This is a genomic window from Microbacterium candidum, from assembly GCF_030315975.1.
In the GTDB taxonomy this organism is placed as follows: Bacteria; Actinomycetota; Actinomycetes; order Actinomycetales; family Microbacteriaceae; genus Microbacterium; species Microbacterium candidum.
The window spans coordinates 281,807-301,984 of the sequence record NZ_JASXSZ010000004.1; the positions used below are offsets into that span (position 1 = coordinate 281,807).

A 20,178-nucleotide genomic window follows, 5' to 3' on the forward strand; every position below is an offset into this window, starting at 1 on the left:
TCTGCGGGTCGTTGAGCGACACGTCGACTCGCTGGCGCTTGCTCAGTGCAGGTCTTCGCGAGACGAAACGTGGGTGGGTGCCGGGCCAGTGCCCGTCGATTGGCCGCGTCCGGGCGGCATTATCCTGATCGGATGAACCGCCTTCGCCCGCTCGACCAGTCGACCAAGCTGCAGAACGTCCTCTACGAGATCCGTGGGGCCGCCCTGGCAGAGGCCGACAAGCTCGAGGCGGACGGGCACACCATCCTGAAGCTCAACACCGGTAATCCGGCGATCTTCGGGTTCGAGGCGCCGTACCAGATCGTGCGGGACATGATCGAAGCCGTCCCGAACTCGCACGGGTACTCCGACAGCCGCGGCATCATGTCGGCGCGTCGCGCGGTGGTCTCGCGCTACGAGGAGATCCCGGACTTCCCGCCGTTCGACCCGGACGACGTCTACCTCGGCAACGGGGTGTCCGAGCTCATCACGATGACGATGCAGGCGCTCCTCGACGAGGGGGACGAAGTACTCATCCCGTCGCCCGACTATCCGCTGTGGACGGCGATGACGAGCCTCGGCGGCGGAACGCCGGTCCATTACCGCTGCGATGCCGAGGATGACTGGCAGCCGGTGCTGGAGGACATCCGCAGCAAGGTGACGCCGCGCACCAAGGCGATCGTCGTCATCAATCCGAACAACCCCACGGGTGCGGTCTATCGCCGCGAGGTGCTCGAGGGCATCGTCCAGATCGCGCGGGAGAACTCGCTGCTGCTCTTGGCGGACGAGATCTACGACCGCATCCTGTACGACGGGGCCGAGCACATCAACCTCGCCTCCCTCGCGCCCGATCTGCTGTGTCTGACGTTCAACGGGCTGTCCAAGACCTACCGTGTCGCCGGCTACCGCAGCGGGTGGCTGGTCATCACCGGCCCGAAGGCCCACGCACGCGGGTTCCTCGAGGGCATCCAGCTGCTCGCATCCACCCGCCTCTGCCCCAACGTGCCCGCGCAGCACGCCGTGCAGGCCGCGCTGTCGGGTGTGCAGTCGATCGACGCGCTGATCGCCCCCTCCGGGCGCCTCCATGAGCAGCGCGACATCTGCTGGGAAGGGCTGGAGGCCATCCCCGGAGTGTCCTGCTACCGGCCGCAGGGGGCGCTCTACGCTTTCCCTCGCCTCGATCCCGAGGTCCACGAGATCCACGATGACGCCCGGTTCGTGTATGACCTGCTCGTCGCCGAGCACGTGCTGGTCGTGCAGGGCACCGGGTTCAACTGGCCGACGCCCGACCACTTCCGGATCGTGACGCTGCCGGAGCCCCGGGTCCTCGCCGACGCGGTCGAGCGCATCGGCAACTTCCTGTCGAGCTACCGGCAGTAGGTCAGAGGAGGGCGAGGGATGTGGCGCGCCAGCGCCGATCCATCCCCTCGAGCCGGATCGCGATCGCCCGGGTGCGGGCTGCGCCGGCGACCACGGCGACGGCTTCGATGACGCTGTCGGCTGGGCTGGAGTGCCGCACCGACAGGAGCGTGTAGGCAGGGCGTGAAGCCGCCACGCCGCGCGCACTCCGGGCGCGGGCGGCGAGATTCGAGCGCACGACGAGCTTGCGGTAGGCGTCCTCGGTCATCCAGCGCGCGAGCTGCTCCGCATCGCGGGCGCCGGCGAGCACCTCCAGAACGCCGAGGCTCAGGTTCCGCAGCAGCGGCTCCGGGTCGGGGAGGTCGGCGGTGACTGTGCGCTGTGGAGCGAAGAACTCCGGATCCGACGGGCGCACGGCGGTGCTGAGGGGAATGCGATTCAGTGCAGGCATGGGGACCTCTCAGGGAACGTGGAGCTTTCTCAGTCCAACAAAGTGACGAACCCCTCCATAGGCATAGATGAGATTGTGGATAACTCCCGCGGTGCCCTCCGCGATCTCGCTAGCATCGCCGACGTACTCGATTCCGAAGGAGTGGCTCGTGCGCTGGGACCGCTTCTTCGACGATCTCGAAGACCAGCTCGCCTCCGAGTGGGAGGCGGAGCGAGCCGTGCTCGACACCGAGGCCGAGCGCCTTCGCCTGTCGCGCGTGACGCTGGTCGAGCGCCTGCGTGGCCTGGAGGCATCCGATTCGTGCTCGTTCGAGTTCGCCGACGGCGCCGTCCTCGCGGGAATTGTCGCAGCGGTCGGCGCGGACTGGGTGGGAATCGTGCTGTCGACCGGGCGCGGAGGAGTGCTCGCACCGCTCAGCGGACTGACGGCGGTCGCGGTCTCCCAGCCCGACCTCCTGCGCAGCGCCCGGGCGACAGCGGGCCCGACGCGCGGGCTCGCCGAGCGCATGACGATCGGCTTCGTACTGCGCGACCTCGCCCGCCGTCGCGTGCCGGTCGCGCTCCACACGACCGGCGACCGGGCGCTCGCGGGGACGATCGATCGCGCCGGTGCCGACCATCTCGATCTCGCGCTGCACGAGCCGGGTGCCCCTCGCCGTTCCGCGGACGTCCGCGGCTACCGGCTTGTGCCGTTCTCGTCGATCGCGTGGATCGCCCTTGAGGATCCGACGGCGTTCGCCTGAGCCGTCCGGGGTCAGTCGCCGTGACGGACGGCGCCGAGGCCCCAGAGCTCCGGGAAGCTGGCCTCGTTCGACTGCTCCCACAGGGCCATCCGACGCGTCATCTCGATCTCGTCGTCGAGGTACTCCGTCACGCTCGCCTCGTCGATGCGCCACTGCGCCGACGATCCGACCCGCGCGCCGCGCAGCCGGCCGGCCTTCACGAGCTCGATGACCTCGTCGACAGACACCGAGAGAGCCTCTGCCACCGTGGCGGGCGGCACCAGGCGCGCAGGCGAGGACGACTCGGGCATGCCCCCATTATGGCCGCGCCATATGGGGGCAGGGCCGCGGGAGCACCCCTGTGGATAACTTCTGAGCCGAACCTGAGGAATGGGCGACGATGTCGGCATGACAGTCGTCGAACCCGCACGCCCGCGCCGTCGCGCCCCGTGGGGCGACCTCCGGTTCCTGCTCGGCATCGTGCTGGTCGTGGCATCCATCGGCGGAGTCTGGTTCGTGGTCGCCGCCTCACGGCAGACCGCTCCGGTCTACGCGGCGGCGCACACCCTCACCCCTGGCCAGCGGGTGCAGGCCTCCGACCTCGAGATCGTCCAGGCGGCGCTCGGCACGACCTCAGCGGTCTACCTCGCGCCCGGCGCGGGGCTGGCGGAGGGCGCGGTCGCGACGCGCACGGTCCGCAAGGGCGAGCTCGTCCCGCGGGCGGCGGTGGGGGATGCGGGGGCCACCGGACTCACGACGGTCGTCGTGCGCAGCACCGTCGACGTGCCGGCGTCGCTCGATGCCGGCAGCTCGGTCGAGGTGTGGGCGGCTCCGCTCGAGGAGAAGGGCGCCTACGGTGAGCCGCGCATCCTGGTCCCGGATGCCACGGTCGTCTCGGTCACGCGCGATGATTCGGTGATCGGCAGTGCGGGGGCGGCTCTCGAGCTCGTCGTGCCGCGCGCGGACGTCTCGGACGTGCTCGCCGCGATGGCGGGCAAAGCGGCGCTGTCGGTCGTGCCGACGAACGCGGCCCGATGAGCGGTCCGATGCGCGACCGTATGGGCGGTGACGCGCGCGGGGGCATGATGCTCGCGCTCGTCGCGGTCGACGGGCCGGAGGGGAGGGCCCTCGCCGACGACCTCGCCCGCGAGGGGGTCGGCGTCCTCGCGGTCGTGCCGGCCTCCGCGCTCGCGGACCTCGCGGCCGACGCGCTCCTCGGCGCGGACGCCGTCGCCGTGCACGAGCAGCTCGAGCGGGCGCAGGTCGTCCTCCTCGATGCGACCCGCGACACGCTCGATGCGCGCGTGGTGTCGCTGTGCGATCGGCTCGGCACCCGCATCGTGCCGCGCTGCGCCTCGCCCGCCGACGAGCGGCTCGCGGCCGCGTTCGGTCTTCCCGCTCCCGTCTCGCCCGCCGATGACGCGTCGGTCGTCGCGGACGCGCTCCGTGCCCATCCCGCACCGCAGGCGGCGGCTGATGCCTCCGGTCGTCGGGTCATCGCGGTGTGGGGTCCGGCCGGTGCTCCCGGCCGTTCGACGGTGGCGATCGCGGTCGCGGCCGAGCTCGCCCGCGGCGCGGGGCGCGTCGGACTCGTCGACGCCGATTCGCACGCGCCGTCGCTGGCCCTGACGCTCGGCCTCGCCGATGAGGCGCCGGGCTTCGCGGCGGCGTGTCGTCAGGCCGATCTCGGCACCCTCACCACCGCTGAGCTGACCCGCATCTCCGCTCCCGTCTCGGTCCCGGGCGGAGCGATCGACGTCCTCACCGGGATCAACCGGCCCTCTCGCTGGCCGGAGCTCGGCGACAAGCGCGTTGCGGCAGCCCTCGCCGTCGCCCGGGGATGGGCGGAGCACACGGTCGTCGACGTCGCAGCATCCCTCGAGCGAGACGAGGAGATCGTCAGCGACGTCGTCGACGGACCGCGGCGCAACGCCGCGACGCTGGCCGTGCTCGGAGAGGCAGACCTCGTCGTCGCGGTGGTCGCCGCCGACCCGCTCGGGGTGTCGCGGTTCCTGCGCGGGTACAGCGAGCTGCGCGCGACGATCGGATCGACGCCGGTCGCAGTCGTCGCCAACCGTCTGCGGCCCGGAGCGCTCGGCATCGACGCGCGCGGACAGGTGCGCCGCACGCTCGAGAGATTCGCCGGCATCCGCGATGTCTGGTTCCTGCCTGCCGACCAGCGGGCGGCGGATGCCGCGCTGCTCACGGCCCGCCCGATCGCCGACGCCGCGCCGCGTTCGCCGTTCACGCTCGCGGTGCGCCGTTTCGTGGGGGAGGCCGTGGTGCGGCCCTAGGCTGGATGGGTGTCGACACTCAGTGATCTCGTCTACGCGCAGGGGCTCTCGAGCGCGCCCGACGTCGAATGGCTCCACCGGCTCGCGGGCGACGGGCAGCTGCTCGCGGACCTCGCGTTCGCCGACATCGTGGTGTGGGTGCCGACCGCGGACGACTCGTTCATCGCCGTCGCGCACACGCGACCCGGGGGAGCGGCGACGCTGTTCTACCGCGACATCGTCGGAGAGCGCGTGCGCCCCCAGTGGCGCGCCCAGGTCAAAGAGGCCTTCGCGACCGGTGAGATCGTCGATTCCGCGTCGCCCGACTGGTTCGAGGAGACGCCGACCCGCGTGCGCGCGGTGCCGATCGTGCGCGAGCGCGCGAAGCCCGGCGAGCGGACGCCGGTGATCGGCGTCCTGACGCGCCACACGAACCTCGGCGAGATCCGCACGCCGTCGCGTGCCCAGATCACGTTCAACGAGTGCGCAGACGAACTGTTCGGCATGATCGCGTCCGGCGACTTCCCCGACATGACGGCGCCGACCTCGCCGCGTCGTGGCGCGCCCCGCGCATCCGACGGTCTCATCCGTGTCGACGCGGAGGGCGTGACGACGTTCGCGAGCCCCAACGCGCTGTCGGCCTTCAACCGCATGGGTTTCGACGACGAGCTCGAGGGCGAGCCCCTCATCGAGATCATCACCCGCATCCTGCCCTCCAAGCGGCAGTTCGACGAGTCCCTCCCGCTCGTGGCGACCGGCCGTGCTCCGTGGCGCTCGGATGTCGAGGCGCAGGGCGTCACCGTCGCGCTGCGCGCCATTCCGCTGCGCAATCACGGCACCCGCACCGGCGCGATCGTCCTCTGTCGCGACGTGTCGGAACTGCGCCACCGCGAGCAGGAGCTCATCACGAAGGATGCGACGATCCGCGAGATCCACCATCGCGTGAAGAACAACCTGCAGACGGTGGCGTCGCTGCTGCGCATCCAGGCGCGCCGTACCCACTCCGAGGAAGCCCGCGAAGCCCTGACGCACGCCATGCGCCGCGTGTCGGCGATCGCGGTCGTGCACGACACGCTCTCGGAAGGTCTTGCACAGAACGTCGACTTCGACGAGGTGTTCGCCCGGGTCCTGAAGCTCGTCGCCGAGGTGGCCGCGGGCGCCGGCACGCACGCCCGCACCCGCACCGTCGGGAAGTTCGGCACGCTGCCCAGCGAGTACGCCACACCCCTCTCGCTCGCGCTCACCGAGCTCGTGACCAACGCGGTGGAGCACGGGCTCGCCGGCACCGAGGGCGAAGTCGTCATCGAGGCCGACCGCACGGCCGACCACCTCGCCGTGTCGGTGCGCGACAACGGCGTCGGCCTCCCGGAGGGGCACGTGGGCCAGGGTCTCGGCACGCAGATCGTGCGCACGCTCATCCAGGGCGAGCTCGGTGGCACGATCGACTGGCAGACGCTCGTCGGCAACGGCACCGAGGTGACCATCGACATCCCGCTGCGCTACATCGACCAGCCGTTCACGGAGCAGATCGCCATCGTCGACTGACCCGACCGCGTCGGAGGCCGGCATCCACCGCGGCGCCGCGTACTCGACGAGCGGACAGCGAAGCGCCGCGCCGGATGTTCCGGCGCGGCGCTGATGTTCGCGGAGCGGCTCAGCCGGCGCGTCGCGCGCGGGCCGCGCGACGCTTGAGGGCGCGGCGCTCGTCTTCGGAGAGACCGCCCCACACGCCCGAGTCCTGACCGGTCTCGAGGGCGTACTGCAGGCAGATCTCGGTGACCGTGCAGCGGGCGCAGACAGCCTTCGCCTTTTCGATCTGGTCGACGGCCGGACCGGTGTTCCCCACGGGGAAGAACAGTTCGGGGTCGACGGTGAGGCAGGCGGCCTTGTCGCGCCAGTCCATGGTGGTGCTCCTTGATGACGGATGGACGGTCAGATGATGCCAGAGCTTGGGTTACGCTCTGAGTGGTGCGCGAGCGTGACGCTCGCCCCACGCCGCTGTGGGAGCACAACGTGTTCCATGCTTTCACAGCGCCTCGGCCGAATCAAGACTTCGGACGAGTGCTTTCTGTGCGATTTGCTGTGCGTTCGCCGGAGGGCTTGGAGGGTGTCCACAACCCGGGGCGCCCGGTTCAGAGGAAGTGTTCGCCCATGCCCACATCCCCGCTTGCTCGCGTGGCCGCCGCGGTCGTCGGCGTCGAGGCGATCGGCGTCCTCGCGCTCGCCGGCTGGCAGATCGTGGCGCTCGCCGGGGGTGACACCGACTCCGCCGTCAGCGCGATCGCACTGATCGTCCTCACGGTTCTCGGCGGGGCGGCCGTCGGCGCATTCGCGCTCGGCATCTGGAACGGATGGTCGTGGGGCCGCTCGGGCGGCATCGTCACCCAGCTGCTGATCATCGCGGTCGCGATCGGCGCGCTCACGGGCGGCGACGCGCAGCCGCTGATCGCGCTGGGGCTCGGCATCCCTGCGCTCGTCGTCCTCGGCCTGCTGATCGTCGTCGCGCGCCGGGCCGCCGCCGACAAGAAGGCTGCGGACGGCGGCGACGACACCGGCCGCTGATCAGTCGATGCCGAGGAGCGTGCGCAGGCGCGCGACGTGGCCCGTGGCCTTGACGTTGTGCAGCGCCTGGACGACCACGCCGTCCTCGTCGATGACGAACGTGGAGCGGATGACGCCCTCGATCTTCTTCCCGTAGTTCATCTTCTCGCCCCACGCGCCGTACGCCTCGTGCACGGCGTGGTCCGGGTCGCTGAGGAGCGGGAAGGTCAGCCCGTCACGCTCGCGGAACTCGCGGAGCTTCGCGGCCGTGTCGCGGGAGACGCCGACGACCTTGTAGCCGGCGCCCTGGAGCGAACCGAGGCTGTCGCGGAAGTCGCACGCCTCCTTCGTGCAGCCGGGCGTCATCGCCGCCGGGTAGAAGTAGAGGATGACGCGCGTGCCGCGCAGGTCGTGCAGCGAGACCGGCGAGCCGTCCTGGTCGTCGAGCGTGAAGTCGGGGGCAGCGGTACCGGGAGCGGGCGTCGTCATCCTCCCAGCCTACGGCGCGGGACGAGGGATGCCTCGGGCACAGCGCCTGTGCTCAGCGCTCGGATTCAGCGCTCGGGCTCAGCGCTCGGCGAAGGTCGCGAGCAGGCGCTGCAGCGAGTCGAGGCGGGCGGCGCCCGTCGGGCCGAGGCGCCCCTCCTCGACGGCCTCGACGATCGCGCAGTCCGGCGCGTCGGGGAGGTGCGTGCATCCGCGCGGACAGTCCTCGGCGACCGTCGCGAGGTCGGTGAACGCGTCGAGGATGTTGTCCGGGTTGACGTGCCCGAGGCCGAACGAGCGGACGCCGGGCGTGTCGATGACCCATCCGCTTCCCTCGTCGCCCCGGTAGCGCAGGGACACCGTCGAGCTGGAGGTGTGGCGGCCGCGGCCGGTGACCTCGTTGACGTGCCCCGTCGCGCGCTGCGCGCTCGGCACCAGCGCGTTCACGAGCGTCGACTTGCCGACGCCGGAGTGCCCGACGAACACGGTCGAATGGCCGACGAGCGCGGCGCCGATCTCGTCCACGGGCATCTTGTCGCGGGCGCTCCGGAAGACGCGCAGATCGAGCCCCTCGAAGTGGGTGAGGAACGCGGTCGGATCGGCGATGTCGGTCTTGGTGACGACGAGGAGCGGACGGATGCCCGCATCCAGCGCCGCGACGAGGTATCGGTCGACGAGGCGCTCGCGCGGCTCGGGGTCGGCAGCGGCGACCACGACGAGCATCTGGTCGGCGTTGGCGACGATCACGCGCTCGACCTGGTCGGTGTCGTCGGCGCTGCGTCGCAGGAGCGTCGTGCGCTCCTCGATGCCGACGATGCGGGCGAGAGTTCCCTCGTCTCCGGTCGTGTCGCCGACGACGCGTGCCCGATCGCCCGTGACGATCGGCATCTTGCGGAGCTCGCGCGCGCGGGCGGCGGTCACCTCGTGCTCGTCCGGCGTATCCTCGCCGGCGAGCACGGTGTAACGGCCGCGATCCACTCCGAGGACGCGGGCGATCTGCGCATCGGCGTGCGCCGGGCGGCGCTTGGTGCGCGGGCGATTGGCTTTCGGATTCGGACGGACGCGAACATCCGCCTCATCGAACTCGGGCTCGTCGTCTTCGTCGTCCGGTTCGAGCCAGCTCATCGCACCGTCATCCGAACGCGCTCACGACGCCATGTCGCGAAGCGGCGCGGTGTCCGTCGTCGCCTCGAGCATGTCCGCCCAGAGCTCCGGGAACTCGGGCATCGTCTTGGCGGTCGTGCCGATGTCGTCGACCTCGACGCCGGAGACGCCGAGCCCGATGAGCGCGCCCGTCGTCGCCATGCGGTGGTCGTGGAAGGCGCGCCACAGGCCGCCGTGCATCGGCCGGGGGATGATGCGCAGCCCGTCGTCGGTCTCGTGGGCCTCCCCGCCCACGGCCTGCAGGTTCGCGACGAGCGCCGCGAGGCGATCGGTCTCGTGGCCGCGCAGATGACCGATGCCGTGGAGGTTCGACGGTCCGTCGGCGAATGCGGCGAGCGCCACGATCGTCGGGGTGAGCTCGCCGACTGCGGACAGGTCGAGGTCGACGCCGGCGATGCCCTCGCCGGCGGTCACCGTGAGCGTGCCGCTGCGTCGCGCCGCGCGGGCGCCCATGAGACCCAGGATCTCGGGCAGGAGCGCCCCCGGCTGCGTCGAGTGCAGCGGCCAGCCGGTGACCGAGACCGAGCCGCCGGCGATCATCGCCGCGGCGAGGAACGGCGCCGCGTTGGAGAGATCGGGCTCGATCGACACGTCCTTGCCGCGGATGCTGCCCGCCGGCACCACCCACTCGCCCGGTGCGGGGCGCTCGACGTGGACGCCGCGGTGGGCGAGCGTCTCGACCGTCATGTCGATGTGCGGGATGCTGGGCAGCCGGTCGCCCTGGTGGATGAGGTGCAGACCGACGTCGAAGCGGGAAGCGGCGAGCAGGAGCCCTGAGACGAACTGGCTCGACGCGCTCGCGTCGATGACGACCTCGCCGCCGCGCACGTGGCCATGGCCGCGGACCGCGAAGGGGAGCGCCCAGTGCCCGCCGTCGTCGATGTCGACGCCGATGTCGCGCAGGGCTTTGATCATGGTGCCCATCGGACGGTGCAGCGCGCTCTCGTGCGCGGTCAGCGTCACTTCTCCGCGCGCGAATCCGAGGAGCGGGGCGACGAAGCGCATCACGGTGCCGGCCTGGCCGCAGTCGATCGTGGCGCCGTCCTGCAGCGGCCAGCGCGGGGTCACGATGAGGTCGTCGCCGAACGGCCCGCGCCCTTCCGTCGCGCGGATGCCGACGCCGAGGGCGCGCAGCGCCCCGACCATGCGCGCCGAGTCGTCGGAATGCAGGGGGGCGGTGAGCCGGCTGGGGGCGTCGGCGATGGCGGCGAGCACGAGTTCGCGGTTGGTCAGCGACTTCGAACCGGGCACGGTGACCGTGGCGCGCAGCTGACCCGCGGCGACCGGAGCGGCCCAGGTCTCAGGCGCGACCGCGCCACCGGCGGCCGAGGCATGCGTCTCGGTGCGATCAGGGGAATACCGGGCGTGGGTCATCGGTTCCAACCTTACTGAAGAGGTCACCCAACACCGCGAAGGAGAGCCAGTGATCGCAACGCTGGAACGTCTCGGTGCGACATCGGACGGCACCATGCCGGCACCGGCCACCACCGTAGACTGGCGCGTGATGAACGATCAGGCAGACGCCCTCGTCGATGCACGCGCCCAGTTCGAGGAGCAGGCGATTCCCTACATGGATCAGCTCTATGCGGCTGCCATGCGGATGACGCGCAACCCCGCCGACGCGGCGGACCTCGTACAGGAGACGTTCGTCAAGGCGTTCGCGTCGTGGAAGACCTTCACCCAGGGCACGAACCTCAAAGCGTGGCTGTACCGCATCCTCACCAATACGTACATCAACACGTACCGGAAGAAGCAGCGCGAGCCCTATCAGGGCACCATCGACGACCTCGAGGACTGGCAACTCGGGGGAGCGGAATCGACCACGGCATCGAGCACGCGCTCGGCCGAGGCGGAGGCGATCGACAGGATGCCCGCATCCGTCGTCAAGGACGCCCTTCAGGCGATTCCAGAGGATTTCCGGCTGGCGGTGTACCTCGCAGACGTCGAGGGCTTCGCCTACCAGGAGATCGCCGACATCATGAAAACACCGATCGGCACGGTCATGAGCCGCCTTCATCGTGGCAGGCGGATGCTTCGTGAGCTGCTGGCCGATTATGCGCGCGAGCGCGGAATCGACACCGCGTCCGGCGCGAAATCATCGAGGAGTGGGAAATGAGTGACTGCGGCTGCGAGAAGGCGCAGCGGGATCTCGAGGAGTACCTGCGCAACGAGACATGCACGACGACGCGTGCCGACATCGAGGAGCACCTCGCCCATTGCACGGGCTGCCAGGACGAGGCGCATGTGGCGCGCACCCTGACCGAGGCCGTGCAGCGCTCGTGCGTGGAGTACGCACCCGTCGAACTGCGCGAGCAGGTGCTGGCGATCGTGCGGGCCCAGACGACCGTGATCTCGGTCGAGACCGAGTCGGCATCCGCCTGATCCGCGTCAGGGCGTGAACGCCCGGGAGTAGCGGCATCCGTCGCGCTCGGCCCAGGGCGACCCGCCGTCGACCGGCGGCCCGAAGGCTATGGTCTCGGGCTCTCCCTGGCCGAGCCGGAACCGGCCGTCGCCGAGCGGGATGAGCGTCACGTCCTCGGTCGGCGCCTCGACACCTCCGGTCGCGAGGAGCACGAGGGCGCCCTCGCGATCGACCACGCGGAAGTTCGTGAACCACGGCGAATAGCCGCGGTAGTGGCCGCAATGGGCTCGGTGCTCCGGGGACAGGCGTATCGGCGCCGGTGCCGGTGCGCCGGCCGGTCGCAGGACGAGCGGACCCCACGTCCACGCGCCGTCCTCGTATCCGAGGTGATGGCGGCGGAGGGAGGGATGCCGCGTGGCTGCCCGTCCGCTCCAGGTCCACAGCAGCGGGGCGGTCTCGCCGTCCGTCTCGAGCTCGAGCCGGTCGCCTCGGGTGTGCACGCTGATCCGTCGAGACCCGTCGACGCTTGCGAAGTCGCCGGTGCGCCCCGCCGTCGCCGGAGAGGCGACGGTGTCCCAGATCGCGGGATCGGGGACCGCCTCGACCGGCACTCCGCGCAGCGCCGACGCGGTTGTGCGGGCCATCGCCTCGGCGACGGGCGCGTCTCCGTCCGCATTCGTGACGACGGCTGTGACGAGACCGCCGCCGCTGTCGATCAGGAGGAACGACGCGTAGCCGACCATCCCACCGCCGTGCGTCAGGACGGTGCCGCCGGGTCCCTGCTCCACGTTGATGCCGAGCCCGTATCGGCTGGAGTCGGGCGAGGGGATGCCGGGCAGATCCACGACGTCCTCCCCGCCCGGCGCGGTCGGCGCCGTCATGGCCGCGAACGCGGACGCGGACAGGATGCGGGTTCCGTCGTCGGCATGCCCGCCGTTCAGCAGCGTCCTGCCGAAGCGGGCGAGGTCCGCGGCGGTCGCGGCGATATTGCCGTCGGCGCCGGCGACCTCGAGCCACGGTGCGCGGATCAGCGCGTCGCCGGGCAGCCACGGGCGGTCGTCGTGCAGCCGCTGCGAGCCCCGCGCGAGTCGTCCGTAGTCGTCATGGATGACCGCAGCGACGGAGTCCGCCATGCCCGTGGGCTCGAGCACCCGGCGTCGGACGTGCTCCGGGAACGGCACTCCAGAGAGCGCGGCGACGATCCGGCCGAGCAGCAGGAACCCGACGTTGGAGTAGTGGAATCGCCCTCCCGGAACGGCAGGATCACCGACGAACCCGGCCAGTTGGCCGGTCTCGTCGGGGACGGCGTCGATGCTCGCGACGAGTCCGCCGCAGTGGCTGAGCAGATGCGCGACGGTGAGCCGTTCGTCGCCGAAGGCGGGCGGCACCCACGGGAGGACGTCGCGCACCGGCTGGTCCAGGCGCAGCATCCCCTCGTCCACGAGCTGGAGGACCGCGATCGCGGTCGCGACCTTGCTGATCGAGCCGATCTCGAACAGGTGGTCCGGGCGCACGGGACCGCTCGCCTCGACGTCCGAGACGCCGAACGCGCGCTCGGCGATGAGGCCGCGTGTGTCGGAGACGGCGACCACGCCGCCGGGCACCGCCCAGCGCTCGGCGATGCCGACGGCGGCTTCGAGAGCGCTCGCGGCGTCTGTCATGCGCTCACGCCCAGAAGCGCCTCCTGCGACACGATCTGCTCGCGTCGCACGAGGTCCTCGAACGTCTCCCGGCGCACCGCCACACGCGTGCGCCCGTCCCGGGCGAGGAGCACCGGCGGCCGCAGGTTCGTGTTGAAATTGTTGGACATCGTGTAGCAGTATGCGCCCGTCACCGGGATGACGACGAGGTCGCCGACCTCAGGTCGCGGCACGCGAACGTCGCGGGCGAGGTAGTCGCCCGACTCGCAGTGCTTGCCCACGATGTCGACTATCTCCGCGGGACCGCTGCGGTCGATGACGGCGGGCGCGAACGGCTGTCCGTACAGGGCCACCTCGAGGTTGTCGCCCATGCCGCCGTCGACGGCGACATGCGTGCGCATCCCGCGCTTGACGGTCACCACCCGGTACGCCGTCACGACGTTTCGCGCGATCATCGAACGGCCCGGCTCCACGAGCAGCTCGACGTCGTCGCCGAGGTGCCGGTGCACCGCGCGGACGATCCGCTCCGCATACTCCTCGATCGTCGGGGCCTCGTCGCCCGGGACGTAGCGCACGCCGAGCCCGCCGCCGAGGTCGTATACGCCGAAGCGCTCGAACTCGGCGAGGGCGGCGGCCTCGGCATCGAACTGGTCGAGATCCAGCAGCTGCGACCCGACATGGGCGTGGAGGCCGCGGAGGTCGACGAGGCGCTCCGCCCGGATCGCGCGGATCGCGTCCTCGACCTGCGCGGACGGGATGCCGAACTTCGACGCGTCGTGGCCGGTTGCAAGGGCCTCGTGCGTGTGCGCCTGCAGCGACGGGCTCACGCGCAGCAGCACCGGCACCGGGTCGCGGTCGAGCTCCGCGGCGAGGCGGGCGATGCGCTCGACGTCGTCCAGGTTGTCGATCACGATGTACCGCACGCCCCGGCCGTCTCCAGCGCGCAGCGCGACGAGGATGTCGTCGTCGGTCTTCGCATTGCCGTTGAGCACCGCGCGGGCGGGGTCCGCACCGGCTGCCAGCGCGAGGCGCAGCTCGCCGCCCGCCACGGCGTCGGTGCCGCATCCCTCGTCCGCGGTGATGCCGATGACGGAGGCGGCGGGGAAGCTCTTCGCGGCGAACAGGACGTGCGACCGCGGATGGCGGTCTCGGAACGCGGACACGTAGCGCCGCACGGTGCGCCGCAGGGCCTCCTCGTCGACGATGTACGCGGGGGAGCCGTGCTCGGCCACGATGTCCGCGACGGCACATCCACCCACGAGCAGCCGTCCGTCCGCGTCGAGGCGGGCGGTCTCGGGATGCACGCTCAGGTCGATGTCTGCGGGGCCGATGCGGTCGTCTCGGTTCATATCCGCTCCTTCACGGGGGTCTGCGCCAGGCGGGCGGCCTCGTGGCGCTCGAACCGCGCTGCCCAGTAGTCCGCTCTGGCGGGATCGGGTGTGCTCGTGCGCCTCCCGGGCGTCGCATCCAGGACCGTGCCGGACACGGTCTGGGCGGCGAACCGTGCCGCCCCGACCGCCGAGTGGTCGTGCTCGGCGTCGTCGAAGACGATCGGTCGGCCGGTGGCGTCCGCGAGGTCCTGTCGGAAGAAGTCCGCCCGCCCACCCGCGCCGGAGAGCACGACCGGCGCGTGCGGGCGGCCGGTCGCCTCGGCGAGGACCCCGAGGCAGCGGCGCATCTCCAGGACGATGCCGGCCAGGATGCCGCGCGCGAGGTCGCCCCGCGTCGTCTGCAGCGTGAGCCCTGACATCGCGCCGGCCAGGCGCGGATCCCACAGCGCGCCCTGTTCGCCGGGCCCGAGGTAGGGGAGGACGACGAGACACGCCTCCGGATCGGACGCCGCGGCCTCGGCCACGAGCGCCGTGACGTCGGTCCCCGTCAGCGTCGCGAGCCACTGCAGGGCGGAGCCCGTCGTCATGAGGTCCATCTCCAGCCCGAAGCCGTCGAGCGCCGGGGTGACGAGCCAGCGCCCGAGCGGATCGCGGACGGGATCAGATGCCGCCGCCAGCAGCACGGTACTCGTCCCCGCGATGGCGGCCACGGCTCCGGTCCTGCCGAGCGCCCCGAGGCCGTAGGCGCCGAGGACCGAGTCCGCCGCACCGAGCACCACCGGGATCCCGGCCGCGCAGCCCCACCGCTCGGCGACCTCGGGGAGCAGCGGTGTCGTCGTGCCGCTGGGCGCGACGCGCGGCACGCGGGGAGAGCCCGCCGCCGTCAGGATCGCGTCATCCCACGCGCCGGCCTCGAGGTCGAACGCGCCGAAGCCGGCGGCCGTGGAGGGGTCCGTGAGCAGCGCTCCGGTCAGCTGAGCGTGCACCCAGTCCTTGGCGCCGGCGACCGCGAGGTCGCGGCGTTCGCGTCGCACCCACATCGGCAGGAGATAGTGCGCGTCGACGCGCTGTCCGGTGCGCCGGTACAGCTCGTCCTCGCCGAACCGGGCGCTCAGGTCGCCTGCCTCCTGCTCGGCGCGCCCGTCCTCCCACGTCACAGCGGGGCCGACGGCGAGGAGGTCGTCGTCGAGGGCGACGAGCGTGGGCAGCATGGCCGACAGCCCGATCGCCGCCCACCGCGCCGGCGCGGCGCTCGCGGCCAGCTCCTGCAGCGCCTCGTCGATCGCCGACATCCACTGCGCCGGTTCCTGTTCGGCTGCAGCAGGCTCCTCCCGAACCGTCGGATAGGTCCGACGCGCACGGGCGACGGGCCGCCCCGCCGCATCGAGGGCGACCGCCTTGACACCGCTCGTGCCGAGGTCGATCCCGATCGTCAGGGCGTCCGTGCCTGCATCCACACGCATGCGGCGACTCTAGAGGGCGGCACCCGAGGTGCGCACCGCGTCGCGGGCGACGACCCTCATCGCGTCGGAGGCCGCGTTGAGGGTCTCGTCGATATCGGCGTCGGTGTGCACGAGCGACACGAAGAGGTTCTCGAACTGCAGCGGGTGGAACAGCACGCCGCGCACGACCATCTCCTGGTACCACCGGGTGAACACGTCCTCGCGGGCATGGGCCGCGGCATCCCGCCAGTTCCGGATCTCGCGGTCGGTGAACCACAGCTGGAAGACGGTGCCGATGCCCGTGACGTGCGCGGGCACGCCGTTCTCGTCGGCGATGGCCTCGAGGCCGCGGGCGAGGCGATCGCCGAGCGCCCGCTGCCGTTCGTACAGGCCGGGCTGGGCCAGCACGTCCATCGTCGCGGAGACCGCGGCGCACTGCACCACGTTGGCGTTGTACGTCCCCGAGTGGGAGTACGTGCCGTCGGCGACGAGTCGCATGGCCTCGCGCGTGCCGCCGACCGCCGCGACGGGGAAGCCGCCGCCGATGCCCTTCGCGAACGTCGTGAGGTCGGGGTCGATCCCGAACCACTCCTGCGCTCCGCCGCGCGCGAACCGGAAGCCCGTGATGACCTCGTCGAAGATGAGCATCGCGCCGTGCGTGCGGGTGAGTTCGCGCAGCAGCTCCAGGTAGCCGGGCTCGGGGAGGATGCAGCCGGTGTTGAAGACCGCGGGCTCGGTGAGCACCGCGGCGACCTCGTCCCCGCGCTCGGCCATCAGCGCGGCGAAGCTCTCCGGGTCGTTCCAGCTGAGCACGATGAGCGTGTCCTCGAGCTCGGCCGGGACGCCGGGGCCCATCGCGACGGGGCGGGGATGCGCGGCGGGGCCCGCGCGGTGCGGATCGACGTGATTCGACCAGTAGACGGTGTCCTGCCACCCGTGGTAGTGCCCCTCGAAGCGCACGACGAGCCGGCGCCCGGTGGTGGCGCGGGCGAGGCGCACAGCGGTGCCGACGGCCTCGGAGCCGGAGTTCGTGAAGCGCACCTGTTCGAGCGACGGCACGGCCGCGACGACCTTCTCTGCGGCCTCGATCTCGAGCTCGTACGGGAGGCCGAAGCACGTGCCGAGGTCGCGGACGGCGTCGACGACGGCCTGCGTCACGCCCGGGTGCCGGTGACCGAGGATCATCGGGCCGAGGCCCAGCAGGTAGTCGATGTACTCGTGGCCGTCGACGTCGCGGATGCGCGAGCCCTCACCGTCGGCGATGAAGAGCGGGTACGGCTCCCAGCCGTTGCGCGGAAGCCGTGCCGTGCTGCCGGCTCCGCCGGGGACGCTGCGCTTGGCCCGCTCGAAGAGCGCGGCGCTCGCGGCGGTGCGCGCGGCGAAGTCCGCCGGGAAGGTCGTGGTCTGCGTCGTCATCGGTCGCTCGTCTCGTGGTTCAATCGTCACTTATTATACAGAGTATATAGACTATGAATCGACGATGGACAACCAGCGGATGAGCGCTCGCAGCGGCGTGCCCGTCGGGCCGGCCGGCCAGCCGCCGGCATCCCGCTCCAGCCAGGCGCCCGAGCCGTTGTCGATGTGCAGCCACGGGACGTCTCCCGCGAACGGCCGCAGATAGGTCGCCGCGACCTGGCCGGTGTCGGGCGCATCGGTGGGCGCGTTCGCGCTGTCGGCCACGCGGGAGGACAGGAGCGCGTCGTAGGAGGGATGCAGCGGCAGGGCCCAACCCGGGTCGCCGGCGGCGCCGCCCGCCGCAGTCACCTCGGCCGCCAGGGCGGGGGAGGTGCCCCAGCATCCCCAGTAGGCGGTGCCGACGCCGCCGGAATCGGTGAGCGTCCCGACGTCGACGAGGCGAGCGGGCCCGGTCGCGGCGAGCCATGCAAGAGCATCGGCGAGTACGAGGCGCCCCTCGCAGTCGGTGTCGACCACTTCGGTCGTGCGCCCGGCGGGGTGCGCGACGACATCGCCCGGGCGTAGCGCGGCCGGGCCGGGCATGTTCTCGGCGACCGGCAGGATCGCGTGGAGCGGCAGCCCCGGGCGGAGGGTCGCGATGGCGATCACGGCGGCGGCGACGGATGCGGCGGCCGCCATGTCGGTCTTCATCCACGCGAGCTCGCCCTGGTCGCGCTTGAGGTCGATCCCGCCGGAGTCGAACGTGATGCCCTTTCCGGCGAGGGCTGTGACCGGCCCGTCTCCGGGCGTGCGCAGCTCGATGACGAGCGGCGGCTGGGCGGACCCGCCGCCGACGCCGAGCGTGCCGCCGAAGCCCTGGGCGGCGAGATCCTCGGCGTCCCACACCGCGACGACGACCGCAGGGGAGTGCTCCGAGGCGAAGCGCCTGACTTCGTCGGCGAAGGCGCGGGGCCCGAGGAGGTTCGCGGGCGTCTCGACGAGCTGCCGCACCCACGCCTCGGCGCGCGCGATCACGCGCGCGCGGGCGAGGGGCGCCTCAGCGGCGCCCACGAGGACGAGCGACCGGCTGAGCTCAGGCACGCCCGGTCTGGCGTAGCGCCAGACTCCGGCCGCGAGGCCCGTCGCGATCAGCTCGGTGTCGGCGGCCGGATCGAGCTCGACGATGACGTCGCCCCCGCAGGATCCCGCCGCGGCGAGGGCCGCCGCGAACGTCCCGGACGGATGCGACGGGTCCGGCCGGACGACCGTCGCATCCGTCGTCGCGGCCCGCGCCGCGGCGAGGTCGGGCGCCGAGTCGATCGTGGTCGCCATCAGCCGGCCCGATGCACCTGCAGCAGCGTCTGCGTCGACAGATTGTTCACAGAGCCGACGAGCGGCGAAGGCAGGAATCCGGTCCAGTCCGGGGAGTGCGCCTCGATGACGTTCTGATAGACGAGCGCGATGTACGGGCGGTCGTCGAACGCCATCTTCTGCATCTGATCGACGATCTGGCGGCGCGTCGCGTCGTCAGGGGCCGTGCTCTGCTCGGCGTACATCTGGTCGTAGGCGGGGTTGCAGTAGCCGCTGTCGTTGTTGTTCCCCCACTGCGCGCACGTGAGCACGCTCAGCTGGAAGTCCGGGTCGACCGGCGGGATCCAGTCCCACATCGCGAGATCGAAGTCGTCGTAGGTGTTGTTAGCCCCGTTGATCGCCGTGGTCGCCGCATCCGTGTCCATCTTGCGCATCGAGAGCTTGACGCCCGCCTTCTTCAGCCCGTTCTGGATGATCTGGAACATCCGGTCGCCGGCGCCGTTGATCTCGGTGGGGAAGATGACCTGGTACGACATCGGCTGCCCGTTTGCGACGCGGATGCCGTCCGAGCCGGGCTTGTAGCCGAGGGAGTCGAGGATCGCGTTCGCCTTCGCGACGTCGAAGGGGAGGCCCTGCACGGAGTCGTCGTGGAAGCCGGTGGCCGGCGCGACGATCGTCGAACCGGGTGTGCCGTACCCGAGCCATGCCGTATCGACCATCGCCTTGCGGTCCATCGCGTACTCGAACGCCTCGCGCACCTTGGGATCCAGCAGTTCGGGGTGATTCTTCTTCTTCGGGTTCGTATTGATGATGAAGTCGTAGAAGCCCGCGCTCGGGTTCGTGACGACCGTCATCCCGGCCTTCTTGAGGGTGTCCACCGCGGTCGCGGGCGTCGACTCGCCGATCATGTCGACCTGCTTGGTCTTCAGCGCGGTCACCATGGCGTCGTCGTTCGCGAAGAACTGCAGGCCGAAGCCGGTGATCTTCGGCTTCGTCGCGCCCCACCACTCGGGGTTGCGGTCGAACAGCGCGAGCTGGTCCTTCTTGTAGGACGTGAGGCGGAACGGGCCGCCGGAGACCATCGGCGCGCCGTTCTGGAACGTCGTGATCTTCTTCCCGTCTCCGGTGGCGAGCGGCTCCCACACGTGCTGCGGGAGGATCGGGAGCTGCGTCATCTGGGCGAGGACGTTCGCGGCCGGCTTGCTGTAGACGACCGTCAGGGTGTCACCGTCGGCCGTCGCACTGGTCATGCCGCTGATGAAGCCGGCGAGCTGTCCGGTCGGGCCGTCCTGATACTTCATGATCATCGACAGGGTGAAGGCGGCATCCGCCGCGGTCAGCGGCTTGCCGTCCGACCACTTCGCGCCGTGATGGATGTCGTAGGTCCACGTGAGGCCGTCGGCCGACCGCTTCCAGGACGTCGCGAACGCCGGCACGATCGACAGGTCCTTCGTGTCGTACTCGGTCAGGTGCGGATACGAGTACTCGTACACGACGCTGCTGTAGTCCGAGCTGGACACGAACGGGTTGAGGGAGTCGATCGTCGCGCTGGCGCCGATCCGCAGCACGCTCGACGTGCCGGAGCCTGAACTGCTGCAGGCGGAGAGGCCGCCCGTCAGAAGGATGCCGGCGACCAATGCCGCCGCTGCCTGGAATCGGACTCGGGTCGTCCTCATCACCACACCTCCGCGGTTGCGCACGTCGAGCGTGCCGAGTGGGTATT

General features: G+C 71.2%; 20 protein-coding genes. 8 read left to right on the forward strand and 12 right to left on the reverse strand.

Annotation, left to right across the window (positions count from 1 at the left end; genetic code table 11):
- Positions 1-132 precede the first annotated feature (132 nt).
- Complete coding sequence (locus tag QSV35_RS13595) at positions 133-1,359, forward strand: pyridoxal phosphate-dependent aminotransferase (protein ID WP_286289324.1); 1,227 nt, start codon at positions 133-135, stop codon at positions 1,357-1,359.
- Between the two features lies 1 nt (position 1,360).
- Here the strand turns inward: QSV35_RS13595 and QSV35_RS13600 are convergent, their stop codons facing one another.
- A complete protein-coding gene (locus QSV35_RS13600) occupies positions 1,361-1,789 on the reverse strand; it encodes an Rv3235 family protein (protein ID WP_286289325.1) in 429 nt (142 codons plus the stop codon).
- A gap of 148 nt (positions 1,790-1,937) precedes the next feature.
- Here QSV35_RS13600 and QSV35_RS13605 point away from each other — a divergent pair, with 148 nt between their 5' ends.
- Positions 1,938-2,531 carry a hypothetical protein gene (locus QSV35_RS13605; RefSeq protein WP_286289326.1) on the forward strand — a complete coding sequence of 198 codons (594 nt, stop codon included), beginning with the start codon at positions 1,938-1,940 and terminating at the stop codon, positions 2,529-2,531.
- A gap of 11 nt (positions 2,532-2,542) precedes the next feature.
- Here QSV35_RS13605 and QSV35_RS13610 read toward each other — a convergent pair whose 3' ends face one another.
- On the reverse strand, positions 2,543-2,821 hold the full coding sequence (locus tag QSV35_RS13610) for a helix-turn-helix domain-containing protein (RefSeq protein ID WP_286289327.1): 279 nt from the start codon (positions 2,819-2,821) through the stop codon (positions 2,543-2,545).
- Positions 2,822-2,918: 97 nt separating this feature from the next.
- Between QSV35_RS13610 and QSV35_RS13615 the strand changes: the two genes are divergently transcribed.
- From QSV35_RS13615 to QSV35_RS13625, 3 genes are read left to right on the forward strand one after another with little or no spacing between them, the layout of a single operon-like run.
- Entirely contained in the window at positions 2,919-3,548 is a 630-nt protein-coding gene (locus QSV35_RS13615) for an SAF domain-containing protein (RefSeq protein WP_286289328.1), read from the forward strand.
- On the forward strand, positions 3,545-4,804 hold the full coding sequence (locus tag QSV35_RS13620; protein ID WP_286289329.1) for a CpaE/TadZ family protein: 1,260 nt from the start codon (positions 3,545-3,547) through the stop codon (positions 4,802-4,804). Before QSV35_RS13615 ends, QSV35_RS13620 begins: the two co-directional genes overlap by 4 nt.
- Before the next feature lie 9 nt (positions 4,805-4,813).
- Positions 4,814-6,328: a sensor histidine kinase gene (locus QSV35_RS13625; RefSeq protein WP_286289330.1), complete on the forward strand. Its 1,515-nt coding sequence runs from the start codon at positions 4,814-4,816 to the stop codon at positions 6,326-6,328.
- Between the two features lie 109 nt (positions 6,329-6,437).
- On the opposite strand, the gene QSV35_RS13630 is transcribed toward QSV35_RS13625, so the two are convergent.
- Complete coding sequence (locus QSV35_RS13630) at positions 6,438-6,686, reverse strand: WhiB family transcriptional regulator (RefSeq protein WP_286289331.1); 249 nt, start codon at positions 6,684-6,686, stop codon at positions 6,438-6,440.
- A 248-nt stretch (positions 6,687-6,934) separates the two neighbouring features.
- On the opposite strand from QSV35_RS13630, the gene QSV35_RS13635 reads away from it, so the two are divergent.
- A complete protein-coding gene (locus QSV35_RS13635) occupies positions 6,935-7,345 on the forward strand; it encodes a histidine kinase (RefSeq protein WP_286289332.1) in 411 nt (136 codons plus the stop codon).
- Here QSV35_RS13635 and bcp read toward each other — a convergent pair whose 3' ends face one another.
- The 3 genes from bcp to aroA form a co-directional block, all read right to left on the reverse strand.
- The gene (gene bcp / locus QSV35_RS13640) at positions 7,346-7,813 is read right to left on the reverse strand and encodes a thioredoxin-dependent thiol peroxidase (RefSeq protein ID WP_286289333.1); all 468 of its coding nucleotides are present in this window, start codon (positions 7,811-7,813) and stop codon (positions 7,346-7,348) included.
- Between the two features lie 78 nt (positions 7,814-7,891).
- On the reverse strand, positions 7,892-8,935 hold the full coding sequence (rsgA, locus tag QSV35_RS13645; protein WP_286289334.1) for a ribosome small subunit-dependent GTPase A: 1,044 nt from the start codon (positions 8,933-8,935) through the stop codon (positions 7,892-7,894).
- A 21-nt stretch (positions 8,936-8,956) separates the two neighbouring features.
- Positions 8,957-10,348, reverse strand: a complete 1,392-nt coding sequence (gene aroA / locus QSV35_RS13650) for a 3-phosphoshikimate 1-carboxyvinyltransferase (RefSeq protein WP_286289335.1) — start codon at positions 10,346-10,348, stop codon at positions 8,957-8,959.
- A gap of 94 nt (positions 10,349-10,442) precedes the next feature.
- Between aroA and QSV35_RS13655 the strand changes: the two genes are divergently transcribed.
- Both QSV35_RS13655 and QSV35_RS13660 read left to right on the forward strand, forming a co-directional pair.
- On the forward strand, positions 10,443-11,090 hold the full coding sequence (locus QSV35_RS13655) for a sigma-70 family RNA polymerase sigma factor (protein ID WP_419956850.1): 648 nt from the start codon (positions 10,443-10,445) through the stop codon (positions 11,088-11,090).
- On the forward strand, positions 11,087-11,356 hold the full coding sequence (locus QSV35_RS13660; protein WP_286289336.1) for a zf-HC2 domain-containing protein: 270 nt from the start codon (positions 11,087-11,089) through the stop codon (positions 11,354-11,356). Before QSV35_RS13655 ends, QSV35_RS13660 begins: the two co-directional genes overlap by 4 nt.
- 6 nt (positions 11,357-11,362) lie before the next feature.
- On the opposite strand, the gene QSV35_RS13665 is transcribed toward QSV35_RS13660, so the two are convergent.
- From QSV35_RS13665 to QSV35_RS13690, 6 genes are read right to left on the reverse strand one after another with little or no spacing between them, the layout of a single operon-like run.
- Positions 11,363-12,997 (reverse strand): serine hydrolase domain-containing protein, encoded by a 1,635-nt coding sequence (locus QSV35_RS13665; protein ID WP_286289337.1) that lies wholly within the window; start codon positions 12,995-12,997, stop codon positions 11,363-11,365.
- The gene (gene lysA / locus QSV35_RS13670) at positions 12,994-14,325 is read right to left on the reverse strand and encodes a diaminopimelate decarboxylase (protein ID WP_286289338.1); all 1,332 of its coding nucleotides are present in this window, start codon (positions 14,323-14,325) and stop codon (positions 12,994-12,996) included. Before lysA ends, QSV35_RS13665 begins: the two co-directional genes overlap by 4 nt.
- Positions 14,322-15,770 (reverse strand): xylulokinase, encoded by a 1,449-nt coding sequence (locus tag QSV35_RS13675; RefSeq protein ID WP_286289339.1) that lies wholly within the window; start codon positions 15,768-15,770, stop codon positions 14,322-14,324. Before QSV35_RS13675 ends, lysA begins: the two co-directional genes overlap by 4 nt.
- Positions 15,771-15,779: 9 nt before the next feature.
- Positions 15,780-17,165, reverse strand: a complete 1,386-nt coding sequence (locus QSV35_RS13680) for an aspartate aminotransferase family protein (RefSeq protein ID WP_286289340.1) — start codon at positions 17,163-17,165, stop codon at positions 15,780-15,782.
- A gap of 51 nt (positions 17,166-17,216) precedes the next feature.
- Positions 17,217-18,476 (reverse strand): M17 family metallopeptidase, encoded by a 1,260-nt coding sequence (locus QSV35_RS13685; protein WP_286289341.1) that lies wholly within the window; start codon positions 18,474-18,476, stop codon positions 17,217-17,219.
- Complete coding sequence (locus QSV35_RS13690) at positions 18,476-20,131, reverse strand: ABC transporter substrate-binding protein (RefSeq protein WP_286289342.1); 1,656 nt, start codon at positions 20,129-20,131, stop codon at positions 18,476-18,478. Before QSV35_RS13690 ends, QSV35_RS13685 begins: the two co-directional genes overlap by 1 nt.
- Between the last annotated feature and the right edge of the window lie 47 nt (positions 20,132-20,178).